At 67.5% G+C, this 15,414-nt stretch carries 17 protein-coding genes; 12 read left to right on the top strand and 5 right to left on the bottom strand.

Annotated features, from left to right (window positions below; all coding sequences use genetic code 11):
* The first annotated feature begins 7 nt into the window (after positions 1 to 7).
* The 6 genes from M7H19_RS07325 (at position 8) to M7H19_RS07300 (ending at position 6,164) form a co-directional block, all read left to right on the top strand.
* Positions 8 to 1,000 (top strand): sugar ABC transporter permease, encoded by a 993-nt coding sequence (locus M7H19_RS07325; protein ID WP_298178647.1) that lies wholly within the window; start codon positions 8 to 10, stop codon positions 998 to 1,000.
* Entirely contained in the window at positions 997 to 1,848 is an 852-nt protein-coding gene (locus M7H19_RS07320) for a sugar ABC transporter permease (protein ID WP_298178620.1), read from the top strand. Before M7H19_RS07325 ends, M7H19_RS07320 begins: the two co-directional genes overlap by 4 nt.
* Positions 1,849 to 1,857: 9 nt before the next feature.
* Positions 1,858 to 3,426: a glycoside hydrolase family 13 protein gene (locus M7H19_RS07315; protein WP_298178617.1), complete on the top strand. Its 1,569-nt coding sequence runs from the start codon at positions 1,858 to 1,860 to the stop codon at positions 3,424 to 3,426.
* A complete protein-coding gene (locus M7H19_RS07310; protein ID WP_298178614.1) occupies positions 3,419 to 4,453 on the top strand; it encodes a LacI family DNA-binding transcriptional regulator in 1,035 nt (344 codons plus the stop codon). The genes M7H19_RS07315 and M7H19_RS07310 overlap by 8 nt, the downstream gene beginning before the upstream one ends.
* Positions 4,454 to 4,602: 149 nt before the next feature.
* Positions 4,603 to 5,091, top strand: a complete 489-nt coding sequence (locus tag M7H19_RS07305) for a nucleoside deaminase (RefSeq protein WP_298178612.1) — start codon at positions 4,603 to 4,605, stop codon at positions 5,089 to 5,091.
* Positions 5,092 to 5,333: 242 nt separating this feature from the next.
* Complete coding sequence (locus tag M7H19_RS07300; RefSeq protein ID WP_298178608.1) at positions 5,334 to 6,164, top strand: SAM-dependent methyltransferase; 831 nt, start codon at positions 5,334 to 5,336, stop codon at positions 6,162 to 6,164.
* A gap of 130 nt (positions 6,165 to 6,294) precedes the next feature.
* Here M7H19_RS07300 and M7H19_RS07295 read toward each other — a convergent pair whose 3' ends face one another.
* Both M7H19_RS07295 and M7H19_RS07290 read right to left on the bottom strand, forming a co-directional pair.
* Entirely contained in the window at positions 6,295 to 7,044 is a 750-nt protein-coding gene (locus tag M7H19_RS07295) for an ABC transporter permease (RefSeq protein WP_298178605.1), read from the bottom strand.
* Positions 7,041 to 7,985 carry an ABC transporter ATP-binding protein gene (locus M7H19_RS07290; protein ID WP_298178602.1) on the bottom strand — a complete coding sequence of 315 codons (945 nt, stop codon included), beginning with the start codon at positions 7,983 to 7,985 and terminating at the stop codon, positions 7,041 to 7,043. Before M7H19_RS07290 ends, M7H19_RS07295 begins: the two co-directional genes overlap by 4 nt.
* A 121-nt stretch (positions 7,986 to 8,106) precedes the next feature.
* Here M7H19_RS07290 and M7H19_RS07285 point away from each other — a divergent pair, with 121 nt between their 5' ends.
* The 5 genes from M7H19_RS07285 (at position 8,107) to M7H19_RS07265 (ending at position 12,489) form a co-directional block, all read left to right on the top strand.
* Positions 8,107 to 9,294 (top strand): histidine kinase, encoded by a 1,188-nt coding sequence (locus M7H19_RS07285; RefSeq protein ID WP_298178600.1) that lies wholly within the window; start codon positions 8,107 to 8,109, stop codon positions 9,292 to 9,294.
* The gene (locus M7H19_RS07280) at positions 9,291 to 9,902 is read left to right on the top strand and encodes a response regulator transcription factor (RefSeq protein ID WP_298178597.1); all 612 of its coding nucleotides are present in this window, start codon (positions 9,291 to 9,293) and stop codon (positions 9,900 to 9,902) included. Before M7H19_RS07285 ends, M7H19_RS07280 begins: the two co-directional genes overlap by 4 nt.
* A 160-nt stretch (positions 9,903 to 10,062) precedes the next feature.
* Positions 10,063 to 10,929 carry a dihydropteroate synthase gene (gene folP / locus M7H19_RS07275; RefSeq protein WP_298178594.1) on the top strand — a complete coding sequence of 289 codons (867 nt, stop codon included), beginning with the start codon at positions 10,063 to 10,065 and terminating at the stop codon, positions 10,927 to 10,929.
* Positions 10,930 to 10,996: 67 nt separating this feature from the next.
* Positions 10,997 to 11,428, top strand: a complete 432-nt coding sequence (locus M7H19_RS07270) for an SRPBCC family protein (RefSeq protein WP_298178591.1) — start codon at positions 10,997 to 10,999, stop codon at positions 11,426 to 11,428.
* A 5-nt stretch (positions 11,429 to 11,433) separates the two neighbouring features.
* Positions 11,434 to 12,489: an NAD-dependent epimerase/dehydratase family protein gene (locus M7H19_RS07265; RefSeq protein WP_298178643.1), complete on the top strand. Its 1,056-nt coding sequence runs from the start codon at positions 11,434 to 11,436 to the stop codon at positions 12,487 to 12,489.
* A gap of 71 nt (positions 12,490 to 12,560) precedes the next feature.
* On the opposite strand, the gene M7H19_RS07260 is transcribed toward M7H19_RS07265, so the two are convergent.
* The gene (locus M7H19_RS07260) at positions 12,561 to 13,727 is read right to left on the bottom strand and encodes a site-2 protease family protein (protein ID WP_298178588.1); all 1,167 of its coding nucleotides are present in this window, start codon (positions 13,725 to 13,727) and stop codon (positions 12,561 to 12,563) included.
* Between the two features lie 84 nt (positions 13,728 to 13,811).
* Between M7H19_RS07260 and M7H19_RS07255 the strand changes: the two genes are divergently transcribed.
* Positions 13,812 to 14,075: a Rho termination factor gene (locus tag M7H19_RS07255; RefSeq protein ID WP_298178586.1), complete on the top strand. Its 264-nt coding sequence runs from the start codon at positions 13,812 to 13,814 to the stop codon at positions 14,073 to 14,075.
* A gap of 174 nt (positions 14,076 to 14,249) precedes the next feature.
* On the opposite strand, the gene M7H19_RS07250 is transcribed toward M7H19_RS07255, so the two are convergent.
* Together M7H19_RS07250 and M7H19_RS07245 are read right to left on the bottom strand one after the other, a co-directional pair.
* Complete coding sequence (locus M7H19_RS07250) at positions 14,250 to 14,642, bottom strand: hypothetical protein (RefSeq protein WP_298178584.1); 393 nt, start codon at positions 14,640 to 14,642, stop codon at positions 14,250 to 14,252.
* Positions 14,643 to 14,728: 86 nt separating this feature from the next.
* Positions 14,729 to 15,043, bottom strand: coding sequence for a DUF2795 domain-containing protein (locus M7H19_RS07245; RefSeq protein WP_298178580.1), 315 nt, complete (start codon positions 15,041 to 15,043; stop codon positions 14,729 to 14,731).
* Between the last annotated feature and the right edge of the window lie 371 nt (positions 15,044 to 15,414).

Below are 15,414 nucleotides of genomic sequence, written 5' to 3'. Positions count from 1 at the left end.
ACGAGTCATGACGACTACCACGGTTCGTCCCCCTGTCGGGGCGGCGCCACAGCCGGCGCCGCCCCGTAGGCGGTTGCGCGACGCCGCGAGCAAACACTGGTACGCGTGGGCGATGGTGACCCCGGTGGTGCTCGTCCTGGCTGTACTGGTCCTGTATCCGTTGGTCCAGGGCGTCTACCTGTCCCTGACCAACGCGAACGAGATGAACAGCGCACGCACCATCGGCGCCAACGAGGTCGAGGCCACCTACGAATTCGTCGGCCTCGACAACTACTTCGCCGTCCTGTCGGGCGAAGAGGGAGCGTTCTATCCACGGCTGCTGTGGACTCTGGTGTGGACGGTCACGTGCGTGGTCCTGCACTATTCCCTGGGCCTCGGGCTGGCTTTGCTGCTCAACCGCGCGTTGCGGGGCCGCTCCGTCTATCGGATGCTGTTGATCCTGCCCTGGGCGGTGCCGCCCTTCGTCGCCGCGTTCGCGTGGCGATTGATCCTCAACAACGACGGTGGAGTGTTGAACGCCGTGCTGAACACGCTGGGCTTCGACAGCGTGAACTGGTTGGGCGAACCGCTGGCCGCCAAGATCTCGGTGATCATGGTCAACGTCTGGCTCGGCGTGCCATTCATGATGGTGGCGCTGCTCGGTGGTCTGCAAACCGTGCCGAAGGAGTTGTACGAAGCAGCCGAAGTGGACGGTGCGTCACCGTGGCAGCGGTTCCGTGCCGTGACACTGCCCGGCCTGCGCCCGGTGTCCGGGACCGTGATCCTGCTCGGCACCATCTGGACGTTCAACCAGTTCCCCGTCATCGCGATGCTCACCGGCGGAGGCCCGGGCGGGGCGACGAACATCCTCGTCACCGAAGCGTACGAGCGGGCGTTCCAGGGCATCAGGGACTACGCGGGCGCGGCGACCTACGGCGCCATCATCGCGTCGATGCTCGTCGTGTTCGCCTTCTGCTACCGGCAATGGCTGGACCGACAAGCGAGTGAGGTGCCGTCATGACCCAACAGGTACGGGGCGGAAGGAACCGGCGCAGTCTGCTGTCGTCCACGGCCCTGCACACCACCCTCGTCCTGGCCAGTGTGGTGGCCGTGTTCCCGGTGGCGTGGGTGACGCTGACCTCGCTGAAAACCGATCGCAACACCTGGACCCAGCCCGGCGAGGTCGGCTCGCTCGGCTTCGACAACTACGCCCAGGTGCTCGGCGAAACGGAGTTTTTGACCTGGTTCGCCAACTCGCTCATCGTCGCCGGGGCCACCACGGTGTTCGCCGTCCTCATCGCGGCCACCGCCGGCTATGCGGCGTCCCGTATGCGGTTTCCGGGAAAGCGACCGCTGATGTGGTCGTTCCTCATCACCCAGATGTTCCCGGCGGCCGTGCTGATCGTGCCGCTGTACAACGTACTGTCCGATCTCGGCCTGCTCGACTCGTACGGCGGCCTGGCCCTGGCCTGTTCCACGGTGGCGGTGCCCTACTGCGCGTGGATGCTCAAGGGGTACTTCGACACCATCCCGATCTCGATCGACGAGGCGGGCCGGGTCGATGGGTTGAGCCCGTTCGGCACGTTCTGGCGGCTCATCGTGCCGCTGGCCAAACCCGGCATCGCCGTGACGGTCTTCTACTCGTTCATCACCGCGTGGGGCGAGGTGGCCTTCGCCGGTGTGTTCATGCAGAGCCAGGGCAACTACACACTGCCGGTGGGCATGGCGACGTTCGTCAGTGACTTCAAAGCCGAGTGGGGACTACTCACCGCGGGTTCCGTGCTGGTCATGGTCCCGTCGGCGGTCGTGTTCTTCCTCGTCCAACGCCATCTCGTCGCCGGTCTCACGGCGGGCGGCGTCAAGAGCTGAAAGGAAATCATGAGCAACGAGTGGTGGCGAACCGCGGCCATCTACCAGGTGTACGTGCGCAGCTTCGCCGACGCGAACGGCGACGGTATCGGCGACCTGCCGGGCGTGCGCGCGAAACTGGACTACCTCGTCGACCTCGGCGTGGACGCGGTGTGGTTGACGCCGTTCTACACCTCTCCGATGGCCGACGGCGGCTACGACGTGGCCGACTACCGCGACGTCGACCCGATCTTCGGCGAGCTCTCCGACGCCGAGGCGCTGATCGACGAGGCACACGAGCGCGGTCTGCGGGTGATCGTCGACGTCGTGCCCAACCACACGTCGTCGAAGCACCCGTGGTTCGTCGAGGCGTTGGCGGCGGAACCGGGCTCCCCCGCACGGGAGAGGTACATCTTCCGGGACGGCCGAGACGGCGGTCCGCCCAACGACTGGGAGTCGATCTTCGGTGGTCCCGCGTGGACGCAGGTTCCCGACGGCCAGTGGTACCTGCACCTGTTCGACTCCGCGCAGCCTGACCTGAACTGGCAGAATCCCGAGGTTCGTGAGGAGTTCGACAGCATTCTGCGGTTCTGGCTCGACCGTGGGGTCGACGGGTTCCGCATCGACGTCGCGCACGGCATGGTGAAGGCCGATGGTCTACCGGACGCCGCCTGCACCGGCCAAGCCAAACTGCTCACCACCCGTCAACTGCCGTACTTCGACCAGGACGGCGTGCACGAGATCTACCGGGAATGGCGCAGGATCCTGGACTCCTACCCCGATGAACGCATCGGTGTGGCCGAGGCGTGGGTGCCCAACGCCGAACGGCTCGCGCGGTACCTCCGGCCGGACGAGCTGCACCAGGCGTTCAACTTCCACTTCCTCGAAGCGGACTGGTCGGCGTCAACGTTCCGCAAGGTGATCGACGAATCACTCGAAGCGGTGTCCGGAGTGAACGCGCCTTCGACGTGGGTGCTATCCAATCACGACGTACAGCGACACGTCACCCGCTACGGCGGTGGTGAGCTCGGCCTGCGCCGGGCACGCGCGGCGGCCCTGCTCACCCTGTCCCTGCCCGGTTCGGTCTACGTGTACCAAGGCGAGGAGCTGGGCCTGCCCGAGGTCACGGACCTGCCCGAGGAGGTGTTGGCCGACCCGACGTGGAAACGTTCGGGGCACACCGATCGCGGGCGGGACGGCTGTCGCGTGCCGCTTCCGTGGTCCGGTACGGAACCGCCGTTCGGCTTCGGTGGCCCGGCGTGGCTGCCGCAGCCTGCCGACTGGGGTTCGCTCACCGTCGAAGTGCAACAGGACGATCCGGAGTCCATCCTGTCGTTGTACCGTGAGGCACTGCGGCAGCGACGCGATCTCCCGGCGGAGGAATTCACGTGGCGTGACGCGCCGGAGGGGGTACTGGCCTTCCACAGGGGAGAGACGTTCGTCTGCACGGTGAACCTCTCCTCGTCACCGGTGACGATGGACCGTCCCGGGTCCGTGCGACTGGCCAGCTGCCCGAGCTCGGAACTCGATTCCGCCGGGGACACGGTGACGCTGCCGCCGAACAGTGCTGTGTGGTGGAGCGGAGACGTGGATGGTTAAACACGCCCTCGACGGTATTCGCCTCGCTGACATCGCCGAGCTGGCGAACGTCAGCGAGGCGACCGTGAGCCGCGTGCTGAACGGCAAGCCGGGGGTCGCGGCGGCCACCCGGCAGTCCGTGCTCGCGGCGATGGACCAGCTCGGCTACGAACGACCTCCGCGCGCACGGCAGCACAGCGCGGGCCTCATCGGCCTCATCATCCCCGAGCTCGACAACCCGATCTTCCCCGCGTTCGCGCAGGTGATCGACCGGACACTGGTGATGCGCGGGTATCGGTCGGTGCTGTGCACCCAAGCACCGGGCGGGGCCACGGAGGACGAGTTCATCGAGACACTCACCGCGCGGGGAGTGTCGGGCATCGTGTTCGTGTCCGGTCTGCACGCGGACACCACCGCCGACCACAGCCGATACCGACGGCTCATCGACAGTGGTGTCCCGGTGGTGTTCCTCAACGGCTACGCACCCGACGTGAAGGCACCGTTCTTCTCCGACGACGACGGCGCTGCCGTGGAACTGGCCATCACGCATCTGCGGGAGCTCGGACACGAACGCATCGGGCTGGCCGTGGGTCCGAAGCGGTTCGTGCCCGTGCAGCGCAAGACCGAGCAGTTCCGGCGGCTCATGGCACCCGTGCTCGGCGGCGAGGAGGCCGTCGACCGGCTGATCGTGCACACGTTGTTCTCCGTGGAGGGTGGACACTCCGCCGCGTGGACCCTGCTGGAACAGGGGTGCACGGCGGTGGTGTGCGGCAGCGACCTGATGGCGCTCGGCGCGATCCGGGTGGCCCGCAGGCGCGGCCTGGAGGTGCCGAGGGACTTCTCCGTCGTCGGCTACGACGACTCGCCGCTCATCGCCTTCACCGACCCGCCGCTGACCACGATCCAGCAGCAGGTGAGCGCGATGGCGACGGCGGCGGTGCGCATGCTGTTGGACGAGATCGCGGGCGCCGAGCCGCCCGCCGAGGAATACCTGTTCCAGCCGGAGCTGGTGGTACGCGGGTCGACCGCCGCCTGCCCGGGGAGGTAGAAGACCGGGGGTGCTGTTCGGGTCTCACCGGCCTGACGGTGCCCCCGTCGTCAGGACCGCTCGGCACGGTCAGGACGCGCTCGTACTCGACGCTGAGCCCAAAGATGTGCTGGGGCCACTGTGAGGGATGTTCGTGGGAGAATGGAACCGTGATCGAGAAGCGGGAACTTCCCTACCTGCAGCGCTGTGTCGTACTGGCCGCCGAGGCGTTGGCCGCGGGCGATGAGCCGTTCGGTTCGGTCCTGGTCGACGCCGACGGTGTCATCCGTGCCGAGGACCGCAACCGGACCGCGGGCGGCGACCGCACCCGGCACCCGGAATTCGAACTCGCCCGCTGGTCGACCACCACCATGACCGTCGAGGAGAGGCGACGCGCCACCGTCTACACCTCGGGTGAACACTGCCCCATGTGTGCAGCCGCTCACGCGTGGGTGGAGCTCGGCCGCATCGTCTACGTGTCCTCCTCCGCACAGCTGTCGGCGTGGTTGGAGGAGCTGGGCGCGCCCGCCCCTTTGGTGCGTCCGCTGCCGATCGCCGACATCGCGCCCGGTGTCGTGGTGGAGGGTCCGGTGCCCTCCCTGGCCGAACAGGTGCACGACCTCCACGTCCGCTTCCATCGTGGGCGTTCCGGCGAATAGTCCACCCGCGAACGTCCCTTTCGTCGGAGCCCGGGCGAAAACTTCCTTCTCCTTTGTGGCTGCTTCTTCGGCCGTGCGCGGTAGATGGCGGCCAACACTCCTGCTGCGGTTTGTCAAGCCGCCGTCTTCCGCAATGTCTTCCCGCGAACACGCGCAAGGACCCGGTCCGACCGGTCATCGCCGTCGCCGACCAGCGAGGTCGGTGGACGCAGCGAACACCCGGGTTCCGCTAGGCTCGCCGCGTGCCACATGACGAAACACCTCTTAAACTCGATCTGAGCCGCCCGAGTTCGGGACGCATCTACGACTACTGGCTCGGCGGCACCAACAACTACGCCATCGACCGCGAGTTCGCCGAGCGACAGTTGGCCCTGGCCCCCGAGATCCGGGAAGCCGTGCGCGAGAACAGGGCGTTTCTACGCCGCGCGGTGAGGTTCGCGGTGGAAAGCGGCGTCCGTCAGTTCGTCGACATCGGCAGTGGCCTGCCCACGCAGGGCAGCGTGCACGAGGTCGCCGACCAGGTGGCTCCGGGCGAGTCCCGCGTCGTCTACATCGACAACGAACCGGTAGCGCATGCCCACTCCGAGATCCTGTTGAAGGACACCGCCGACCCGGAACGCCACCGGGCACTGGCCGGTGACTTCTTCGACGGCCCCCGGCTGTGGGAACGCGTGTTGGCCGAAGGGATCGACCCGCGGGAACCGATCTGCCTATTGACGGTGGCGTTGCTACACCTGATGCCCGTCGAACAGGAACCCGAGAAGCCGCTGGCGTTCTACCGGGAACAGTTGCCGCCCGGCAGCCAACTCGTGCTCTCCCACGCCTGCCTGGAAACCGACGACGAACAGGCCCAGGACGCCTTCGGCAAGATAGGCGACGACTACCGCACCAAGACGGCGGTGAAAGGCGAGAACGGTCTACGCGGTCGGGCCGAGATCGCCGAGTTCTTCGGCGACTTCGAACTGGTCGAACCGGGCCTGGTGTGGCTGCCGCAGTGGCGCCCCGACTCCCCCTTCACCGGGAACCCCGCACGCTCACGCGCAGTCGCGGGAGTGGGGCTCAAACGCCGCTGAGCGCGCCGTGGCCGCGGGAACACCGAACGGCGAACCCGCGGCCACCGTGACGACCCTGTCCGTCGACGTGCCGCCGTCGACCTTCACGTCACACCGAGGCCCGCGCCGAAGGCGGTTCTCGGCGGGAGACTCAAGCCCTCGGCTCCCAGCGGAAGTACCGCCGCGCCGCCGCCACGCCGACGATCGCCCACGCGACCATCCCACCGAGCGCGGGCAGCGCTTCGGTCAACGCTTCGGAGAAGGACGTTCCGGAGTTGTAGGACAGCCAAGCCAGCTGCACCACAGCTCCCCCCGGGGTCAACTGGTGCACGAGGTCAAGGCCGTCCGCGAGGTTCATCCCCGCCCAGATGGCGGTTCCGATGAGCACGAAGAACACCGGCGTGGCCACGGTCTGGGCCTGCTCCCCCGACGACGCGAATCCGGTGGTGGCCACCCCCAGCCCGACACTCATCACCGTGCCGAGGACGATCACCGCCAGAAGCAGGAGCGGATTCGCGGGCACGGACGACGCACCCACGGCGATGATGACCAACATCAGCACACCCTGGACGAGAGTCACCGCCGCCACGGGGGTGACCACGCCCGCGAGAATCGTCGGATCGGACGCCTGGGAACACCGGAGCCGCTTCAGGTAGAGCTCGTCCCGTCGGTAGGTGAGCGTGCCGGCGGCGGTGATGCAGCCGGACATCCCGAACACCGTCAATAGCATCAACGCGGCGGGAAAGCCCCATCCCGCCGAGGGGGTGTCCTGTAGCCCCGACACCAGGAACATCACCGCGATCACCAGCGGCATCAACAGGGCCGACACCGCGACCGTGGTGTTCCGGAACAGAAGCCGCAGCTCCGTCGCCGCGATCGCCGACCAGAAACGCATGGTCATACGACCACCTCCGCGGGTTGGGTGGACTCGACGACGTCGCGGAACACCTCGTCCAACGACGCGTGACGAGCACTGAGGCTGTGCAATTTGAGGGCGTGCGTCCTGGCCCAGCCCAACACCGTCTCCAAGTCTTTTTGCAGGTCGCTGGTGTCGATCTGCACACGTCCCTCGGCGAGCCGATCGGGGTCCACCTCGCCGGTGAGGTCGGGAAGGGCCGGTAGGGTCGCCGGTCGCTCACCGTTCCACGCGCTCACCCGGAAGTCGATGCGGGCCCGATAGCGGCTGAGGACGTCGGCCAGGCTGCCCGCGACGGCGATCCGTCCCTCGTGCATGATCGCCAGCCGGTGGGCGAGCCGTTCGGCCTCCTCCAGGTAGTGCGTGGTGAGAACGACGGTGGTGCCGTCGGCGAGCAGTTCCCCCACCAGGTCCCACGTCGCCTGCCGCGACTCGGGATCCAGTCCGGTGGTGGGTTCGTCGAGGAACAGCAGCTCGGGTTTCCCGAGCGTGGCCAGCACGAGGTCCAGTCTGCGCCGCTCTCCCCCGGACAGCTGCTTGACCTTCACATCCGTCCGGTGCGCGAGGCCGAGTCGCTCCAACTGTTCATCCACTGAGGACTTACGGGTGACGACCCGGCTCCACAGCAGCGCGGTCTCACGCACCGTCAGGTCACCGGCGAAACCACTCGACTGCAACATGATCCCGCAGCGACCGTGGACCAGCGCCCTGTCTGCGAAAGGGTCGTGGCCGAGCACCCGCACGGTCCCCTCCGTGGGAGCTCGGTGCCCCTCCAACGTCTCCATAGTCGTCGTCTTGCCCGCCCCGTTGGTGCCCAACAAAGCGAACAACTCTCCTCGACGCACCGAGAAACTCACGTCGCGCACGGCCACGAAATCGCCGTAGGCACACCGGAGTCGCTGCGCGTCGACCACCACTTCCGTCATACCTTCCAGCATGCCGGGAGACGAAAAGCTCAGGTAGAAGCAGACGTCAACGGTCTACATGAGAAATACAGCGGGAAATGATGATATCTGTCATAGCGTATTCGCCGTTATCCTCACGACCGTGAGCGAAGAGACGCCCGGCCCCAGCGCCACCCGAATGCGGCGAATGCGGAACTACACTTGGTTCTCACTCGTGTTCCTGAGCTATCTCGCCGTGATACCCGCGCTGCAGATAGCCGTGGACGACGACATCGACCTCGCCACCACGCTGGCTCTGATCGCGTCCGCGGTGGTCGCCGTCGCTCAGCGGGTGCGGTTCGTCAACCGCGCTCTCCGCAAGCGGGAATCCTCCACGGGACCGACCGTCGAACACGTAGTGACGTTCGCGGTCGCGGTCCTCACCTGGGGATACAGCGTGACCCTGCAGATCGACCCGCTGTGGTGGTGTTTCCTGCCCAGCATCGTGGCGGGCGGAGTGGTGCTGAACACGCCCACCGGTCGCCGGATGTGGGCGACACTGGCGATGGCCACCTGCACGGGCGTGGCGTGCCTGGCGGCGGCACCGTGGCGCCAACCCGCCCTCGAACCACGAGTCACGTGGGTTCTGGCGGGCCTCTCGGTGGCGTTCGTGGTGGCCCTGATACTGCTGGATGTCACGCAGGTGTGGTTCTGGGACACGGTGTTGGAGCTCGACCGGTCCCGGACGATGGCCGAGGAGCTGGCCGTGACACGGGAACGCCTCCGGTTCGCCGCCGACCTCCACGACATCCAGGGTCACCATCTGCAGGCGATCATGCTCAAAGGGGAGCTGGCCGAACGGCTCATCGGACGTGACAACGACGCGGCGAGAACACAGGCCTCCGAACTGACCGAACTCGCACGCACAGCGCTCACCGACACGCGCCGGGTCGTGCACGGGTACCGCGGCACCACCCTGAAGACCGAGATCACCAATGCCGTCGACATCCTCGGAGCCGCGGGCATCGACGCCGAGGTGCGCGGCGAGTCCCACACCGTGCCGCCGCCACTGCAGTCGTTGTTCGGCGCGCTCGTGCGCGAGGGCACCACCAACATCCTCCGGCACAGCCAGGCCACCCGCTGCGAACTGACGCTGAGAACCGACGGCGAGACAGCCCACGTACGGTTGGTTAACGACGGCATCACACCTCAGGAGACACGGCCGGGCAGCGGCATCGAAAGCCTGCGAGAACGATTCACCGCACTCGGCGGAGACGTGTACGCCCGTGTGGTCGGTGCCGGTGACGACGCGACGTTCGAATTGGGCGGACACGCCCCCACGCGGAGGTGATCGCGCTGATCCGCATCGTGCTGGCCGACGACGAGGATCTGATCCGTGGCGCGCTGGCGACCCTGCTCGACCTGGAGGACGACATCGAGGTCGTCGGCCAGGCCGGTGACGGCGATGCCGCGGTGGAGCTCGTACGGCGCACCCGACCCGACCTGGCGGTGTTCGATCTGGAGATGCCGAACTCCGACGGTCTCGACGCAGCGAGCCGGGTTCGCGCCGAACAGGACATCCCCGTCGTGATCGTCACCCGCCACGCGCGGCCGGGCGTGCTGAAGCGGGCTCTGGCCACGGGTGTCCGCGGGTTCGTGCCCAAGACCACGGCGGCGAGCCGGCTGGCGGAGATCCTGCGGGACGTGCACGCGGGCAAACGCTACGTCGACCCGGAGATCGCGGCCTCCGCACTGACGGCCACGAGCTGTCCGCTCACCGAGCGCGAGCTGGAACTGCTGCGGTACGCGCATACGGGCAGCACCGTCGGCGCGATCGCGGAGCAGGCGCACCTCGCACCGGGGACCGTGCGTAACTATCTGTCGTCGGCCATGAGCAAACTCGGTGTGTCCACCCGTTACGAAGCAGCTCGCCGGGCTTGGGAGGAAGGCTGGATCTGACCCGCCCCGGTGCCCGAGATCGTCCGGTGCCTTCTGTCTTCCTGTCTTCGCCGTGTGCCGCGGACGGCGGCGAGATATGCGCAGGCCGAGGACACGGCTACACAACCTGCGGACACGGGTTCACAGGCTGCGGACACGCCGGTGGGGTTAGGGTCACGTCGTGGTCACCCTGCATTGTCGTGGGCGCGTGGTGGAGCGGAACCGGGCGCTTGTCATGGCGATCGTCAACCGGACTCCGGACTCGTTCTACGACCGTGGCTCCACCTACGGCCTCGACGCCGCACTACGAGCCGTGGACGCCGCTGTCGCCGACGGCGCGGACATCGTGGACATCGGCGGGGTGAAGGCCGGTCCCGGCTCGGAGGTGTCGGTCGCCGAGGAGATACGCCGAGTCACCCCCGTGGTCACCGCCGTGCGCGAACGGTATCCCGACCTGCTCATCAGCGTGGACACGTGGCGAGCGGAGGTCGGCAGGTCGGTGTGCGAAGAGGGCGCCGACATCCTCAACGACACGTGGCAATCGGCCGACCCCGCGTTGGCCGAGGTCGCCGCCGAGTTCGGTGCGGGATACGTGTGTTCCCACACCGGTGGGGCCTCGCCTCGCACGCTGCCGCACCGCGTGTCCTACACCGACGTGGTGGCCGCGGTCGCCGAGGAGATCACCGGACGCGCCGAGCACCTCGCCGCGCTGGGTGTGCCCCGAGGCGGCATCCTCATCGACCCCACCCACGATTTCGGCAAGAACACGTGGCACGGCTTGGAACTGCTGCGCCGCATCCGTGAGCTCACCTCGACCCCGTGGCCGGTGCTGCTCGCCCTGTCCAACAAGGATTTCGTCGGCGAGACCCTCGGTGCCGAACTGCACGACCGCGTCGACGGCACACTCGCCGCCACGGCCGTCGCGGCCTGGGAGGGCGCGGCGGTGTTCCGTGCCCATGAAGTACGTCGGACCCGGCAGGTCGTGGACATGGTGGCGAGCATCAGGGGAACCCGTCCCCCGGCGCTGTGCCTTCGGGGCTTGACCTGACCGCGGGGACACAAAGACATCACCGCGGGAAGCGATATAGGCGAACGGACGTGGGTATGCCCAGCGCATGACTGATTTCGAACAGACCCGCGTCATCGACGCCAAGCCCGAGGTCGTCTTCGACATCGCGTCCTCCATGTCGTCGTTGGAAAGCTGGACGCCGGAGGGCGTCGACGTGGAGCACACGGGCGACGGCACCCTGCACGCATGGGTGTCCAGCGGCAGCGAGGTCCGCGACGAATACGGCTACGTCGACACCGACCGCGAACGTCTGCGGTTGCAGTGGGGCGGCACGGACACCGGTTACGAAGGCTGGCTGCAGGCCGAACCTCACGGTGCGAAGGGCGACAGCACCCTGGCCACCCTGCACGTGTCGTTCTCGGGCGACCAACCGGAGACGCTGGGTGGCGAGTACAGCGAGGAAGTCGACCGCAAGATCGAGGAGGCGCTCGACCGGCTCTCCATGCTGGTGAACGACCGTGCGGGAGAGAAGCGGTGACCGGTCTGCGCGTCGTCGTCACGGGGGCCACCGGCAATATCGGCACCAGCGTGGTGGAAGCGCTCGGTGCCGATCCCCGTGTCGAGTCGATCGTGGGCGTGGCCCGCCGGAGTCCGACGTGGTCGCGGCCCAAGTTGAGGATCGAGAGGCTGGACCTCGGTAAAGCCGAGGATTCCGAGCTGGACGCCCTGTTCGAGGGTGCCGACGCGGTCGTGCATCTGGCCTGGTTGTTCCAGCCGACTCGCGATCCGGCCACGACGTGGCGGACGAACGTGCTCGGCAGTCTGCGGGTGTTCGACGCCGTGGCGCGGTGCTCCGTGCCCGCCCTGGTGTACTCGTCGTCGGTCGGGGCGTATTCACCGGGTCCGAAGGACCGTGCCGTGTCCGAGGAATGGCCCACCCACGGCTGGCCCAAAGCGGCGTACACGCGCGAGAAGGCCTACCTGGAGCGGACGCTGGACGCGTTCGAGGCCGAACACGAAGACATCCGAGTGGTGCGTCTGCGGCCCGGGTTCGTCTTCAAACGAGAGTCGGCCTCGCAGCAGCGCAGACTGTTCGCCGGCCCGTTCCTTCCCACCGGCCTCGTGCGGCCGGGGGTGATCCCCGTGGTCCCGAACTCGCGGAAGCTGCGAGCCCAGGTGGTGCACTCGACCGACGTCGGGGAGGCGTTCCGGCTCGCGGCGGTCGGTGACGCACGCGGTGCGTTCAACGTGGCGGCCCAGGAGACCGTGGACGGCGCGCTGCTCGCCGACCTGTTGGGCGCACGTCCGATCCCCACGCCGGTGTCGTTGCTGCGCGCGGCGGTGGCGGTGGCCTGGCGGCTGCGGCTCGTTCCGGCCTCCCCCGACCTGTTCGACGCCGTGGTGCGCCTGCCGTTGATGGACACCACCCGAGCCCGCACCGAGCTCGGGTGGGAACCCCGCTACTCGGCGGCCGAGGCTCTCACCGAGTTCCTCGTGGGCCTGCGCGAACACGCGGGCCAGGACACTCCTCCCCTGGCGCCGTCCGTGGAGGGCGGCAGGATCCACGAGCTCGCCACCGGTGTCGGGCAGCGTCCCTAGCCTGTCCCTAGCCTGTCCCTAGCCTGCCCCTAGCCGTCCATAGGTCCATCGCCTGCCCGTGTCCGTGGCCGTCATCCGGCCGATCCGGAGACCCACGGGGACGCCCGGCCGTCGCCGTTCAACAGGCCGCGCAGTGTCACGGCGCGACTGACGTCGGTGGGCGTGACGATGCCCACCAGCTTGTCACCGTCGAACACGAGCGCACGGCCGTCCGGCGCGTTGCCCAGTTCGGGAAGCAGGTCGGTCAGCGGCGCGTCGGGCTGCGTGGTCGGCACCTCTTCGAGTGGGCTGATGATCTCCCGGACCGTCATGGTCTCACGTTCACCGGTCGGCACCGACCGCATCCGGTTGAGTGTCACCAGACCTTCCACACGGCCGTCGGCGTCCACGACGGGGAACGCGGCATGCCGCCGTGTGAGCACCACGTCGTGCAGGAAGTCCTGCACAGACAGGGTGGCGTCGGTGGTGTCGGGATCGGGCGTCATCACCTCGGACACCCGCGCGTCCGCGAGGGTGCTGCCCACCCGGGCTTGCTGTTCCTCCGCGCTGGCGACGGCGACGATGAAGAGCCCGATCAGGACCCACCACAGTCCGTTGCCCGTGCCGACGAACAACAACTGCCACACCCCCGCCAGGATCAGGAAGACGCCGAAGCCCTGTCCTGCGCGGGCGCTCCAGACCGCCGCTCGGGCTCGGTCCCCTTTCCACGCCCACAGCCCTGCGCGCAGGATGCGCCCGCCATCCAAGGGCGCGGCCGGGATGAGGTTGAACACGGCGATCACTATGTTGAACACGGCGAGATAGACGAAGAGCAGCACCACCAGTGTCGTGGCGTCCACGGCGACGAACAACCACGCCAGCGCGCCGAACACAGCGGCGGCGAGCACACTGGTCAACGGCCCGGCGGCTGCGATGCGCAGGTCGGCGCCGGGGGTTCGGGCCTCGCTGCGTAACGACGCCACGCCACCGAGCAACCACAGCGTGATGTCCTGCACCTCGATGCCCTGGCGTCGGGCCACCACGGCATGGGCGAGTTCGTGGGCGAGCAGGGAGACGAGGAACAGCACGGCCGCGCCGAGCGCCGTCAGGACGTAGGTGGCGGCCGAATATCCGGGTACGAGCACCGGCCAGCTACGAAAGCCGAGAGCCACAACGAGGATCACCAGGATGCCGAGCACACTCCAGTGGACGCCGATCCGGACGCCGGAGATCCTGCCGAGCGTGAATGTCGGTCTCATATGACTCCTCCCGCAGGACCGAATGGATTAAGAGCCCTTATTGCCGGATACCCGAAAGGAGTAGTCGCAGACACGGAGGAAGATATGCCGGCAAAGAATGCCAAGGGCACGGACAGGTATGACAAGACGATGGCGGAGCTGACCGAGGAAGCTCACGACGTCGGTATCCCGTTCGTGGCACACATGAGCTTCAGCGAGCTGATCGAGGCGATCGAACAGCAGCGGGAGACGAACGCGGCCTACGCGCCGGAACCTCGGCGACCCGAGGAGTCCGTGGACACCGCGCGGAGTGCGCGGAAGGAACGCGGGGAGTCATCGCCGAAGCGCGTCACCCCCCGGGGGGCGTGACGCGGTGACCGAGGTCGGCCGCGGCCACGGAACGCCATAGAGATCACGGCTCGAAAAATCGAATGTGAGTGACGTGCCGGAAGGCGTGCCGACGCACAAGGCGGCGAGCCGACGGGTCGCACCTGAAGCCGGGACGCAGGATGCGGCGACGTGGCCGCCCCTGCGACACGCCTCTCATTCGCTCACGACGAGGTCGCTGCTGGCCGTCTGGGCGGTGTGGAGCTCCCGCCCCAGCGTGCAACTCACCCGGCGCGCCCGAGCCAGGGCGGAGGTCACCTCGAAGATCGATTCAACGATCTCGCCGTAGTCCCAGGGATCGCGGCTGCCGATGCGACCGGCCCACAGACACTGTTCGAGCCATGTCGCCAGCTCCGGCAGACACCTCGCAAGGTGGTCAACAAGGAGCTTCAACGACCCCAGTACCTCATACATCTCGCCGGGACTGGCGAGGATGTCACCGTCCATCGGGTCGGAGGTTCGCAGTGACAGAGCCCGCGCGGCGTCTTCGGCCAGGGCGGCCAACTGTGCCGGAGAGTCGTTCACGTCGCCGCTGCCGGAAATCTCCATGATCGCCTTACTCTCGTCGAGATCCTCGCGCTCTACACAGCTACCCCGCCCCCGACCGGGCAAACGGCGCGGGGCGGAGGAAAAGTTCAACTACCGCGGTTCTCACCGAGTTCGGAGACGATGGGATGTTCGGCGACATCCTTCGACTGTTCGGCCAGTCCGGGTTTGTCGTGACCACGTCGCCGCTGCGCCCGTTCCCGCTCGGTCTCCGGCGACTCGAATGACACCGCCCTTTCGACTTCGGTGAGGTTGCCGTACGTCTCGGCCGGGATGGCGTTCAACTCGCGCACGGTGTCGTTGTCCGCACCGGAGCGCTCGGCATAGCGCACGAGCTCGTTCTTCTCGGCGGGGAAGTCGGCCTCCGACAGCGCCGCGCGCAGTCGTTCGACGGTCGTTGCCATGGCGTTCACCTCCACGGCTGGATTACCCGTCCCCCGGTACGGCGAAACGACGTTCGCCACAGACCGTTCACGTTCTTCGATGTGCCGCGTTCCGCTGCGTGGGCCCGCTCAATCACTTTCCCTTGTGGACTGTCCGGGAACGGTACCGGAGTCCATCCGGCCGGCCCCACTCTCCGGGATCGACACAGCAGTCTCTTTAGGACACTTCTCTTCGGCACTCTCACCAGCGGCGATTCCCGCGAGACGGGAAATGCGGAGCGCTCCCGAGAAGTCGCCTCGACAGGCACTTCAAAAGACACAGTGGACATACCGGACGACGACCCGAAAGCTGAATGCTGTCCGTGACTGGCTCAGTTGCTCACCGTGACCAT

The sequence above is a fragment of the Saccharomonospora sp. genome (assembly GCF_027317685.1).
In the GTDB taxonomy this organism is placed as follows: domain Bacteria; phylum Actinomycetota; class Actinomycetes; order Mycobacteriales; family Pseudonocardiaceae; genus Saccharomonospora.
This window is presented reverse-complemented; position numbering and strand designations above follow the sequence as displayed.

What these genes read in the sequence shown, in the direction of transcription:
- M7H19_RS07325 (WP_298178647.1), top strand. Translation starts at nt 8, where the DNA reads ATGACGACTACCACGGTTCGTCCCCCTGTCGGGGCGGCGCCACAGCCG.
- M7H19_RS07320 (WP_298178620.1), top strand. Translation starts at nt 997, where the DNA reads ATGACCCAACAGGTACGGGGCGGAAGGAACCGGCGCAGTCTGCTGTCG.
- M7H19_RS07315 (WP_298178617.1), top strand. Translation starts at nt 1,858, where the DNA reads ATGAGCAACGAGTGGTGGCGAACCGCGGCCATCTACCAGGTGTACGTG.
- M7H19_RS07310 (WP_298178614.1), top strand. Translation starts at nt 3,419, where the DNA reads ATGGTTAAACACGCCCTCGACGGTATTCGCCTCGCTGACATCGCCGAG.
- M7H19_RS07295 (WP_298178605.1), bottom strand. Translation starts at nt 7,044, where the DNA reads ATGACCATGCGTTTCTGGTCGGCGATCGCGGCGACGGAGCTGCGGCTT.
- M7H19_RS07290 (WP_298178602.1), bottom strand. Translation starts at nt 7,985, where the DNA reads ATGACGGAAGTGGTGGTCGACGCGCAGCGACTCCGGTGTGCCTACGGC.
- M7H19_RS07270 (WP_298178591.1), top strand. Translation starts at nt 10,997, where the DNA reads ATGACTGATTTCGAACAGACCCGCGTCATCGACGCCAAGCCCGAGGTC.
- M7H19_RS07260 (WP_298178588.1), bottom strand. Translation starts at nt 13,727, where the DNA reads ATGAGACCGACATTCACGCTCGGCAGGATCTCCGGCGTCCGGATCGGC.
- M7H19_RS07255 (WP_298178586.1), top strand. Translation starts at nt 13,812, where the DNA reads ATGCCGGCAAAGAATGCCAAGGGCACGGACAGGTATGACAAGACGATG.
- M7H19_RS07250 (WP_298178584.1), bottom strand. Translation starts at nt 14,642, where the DNA reads ATGGAGATTTCCGGCAGCGGCGACGTGAACGACTCTCCGGCACAGTTG.
- M7H19_RS07245 (WP_298178580.1), bottom strand. Translation starts at nt 15,043, where the DNA reads ATGGCAACGACCGTCGAACGACTGCGCGCGGCGCTGTCGGAGGCCGAC.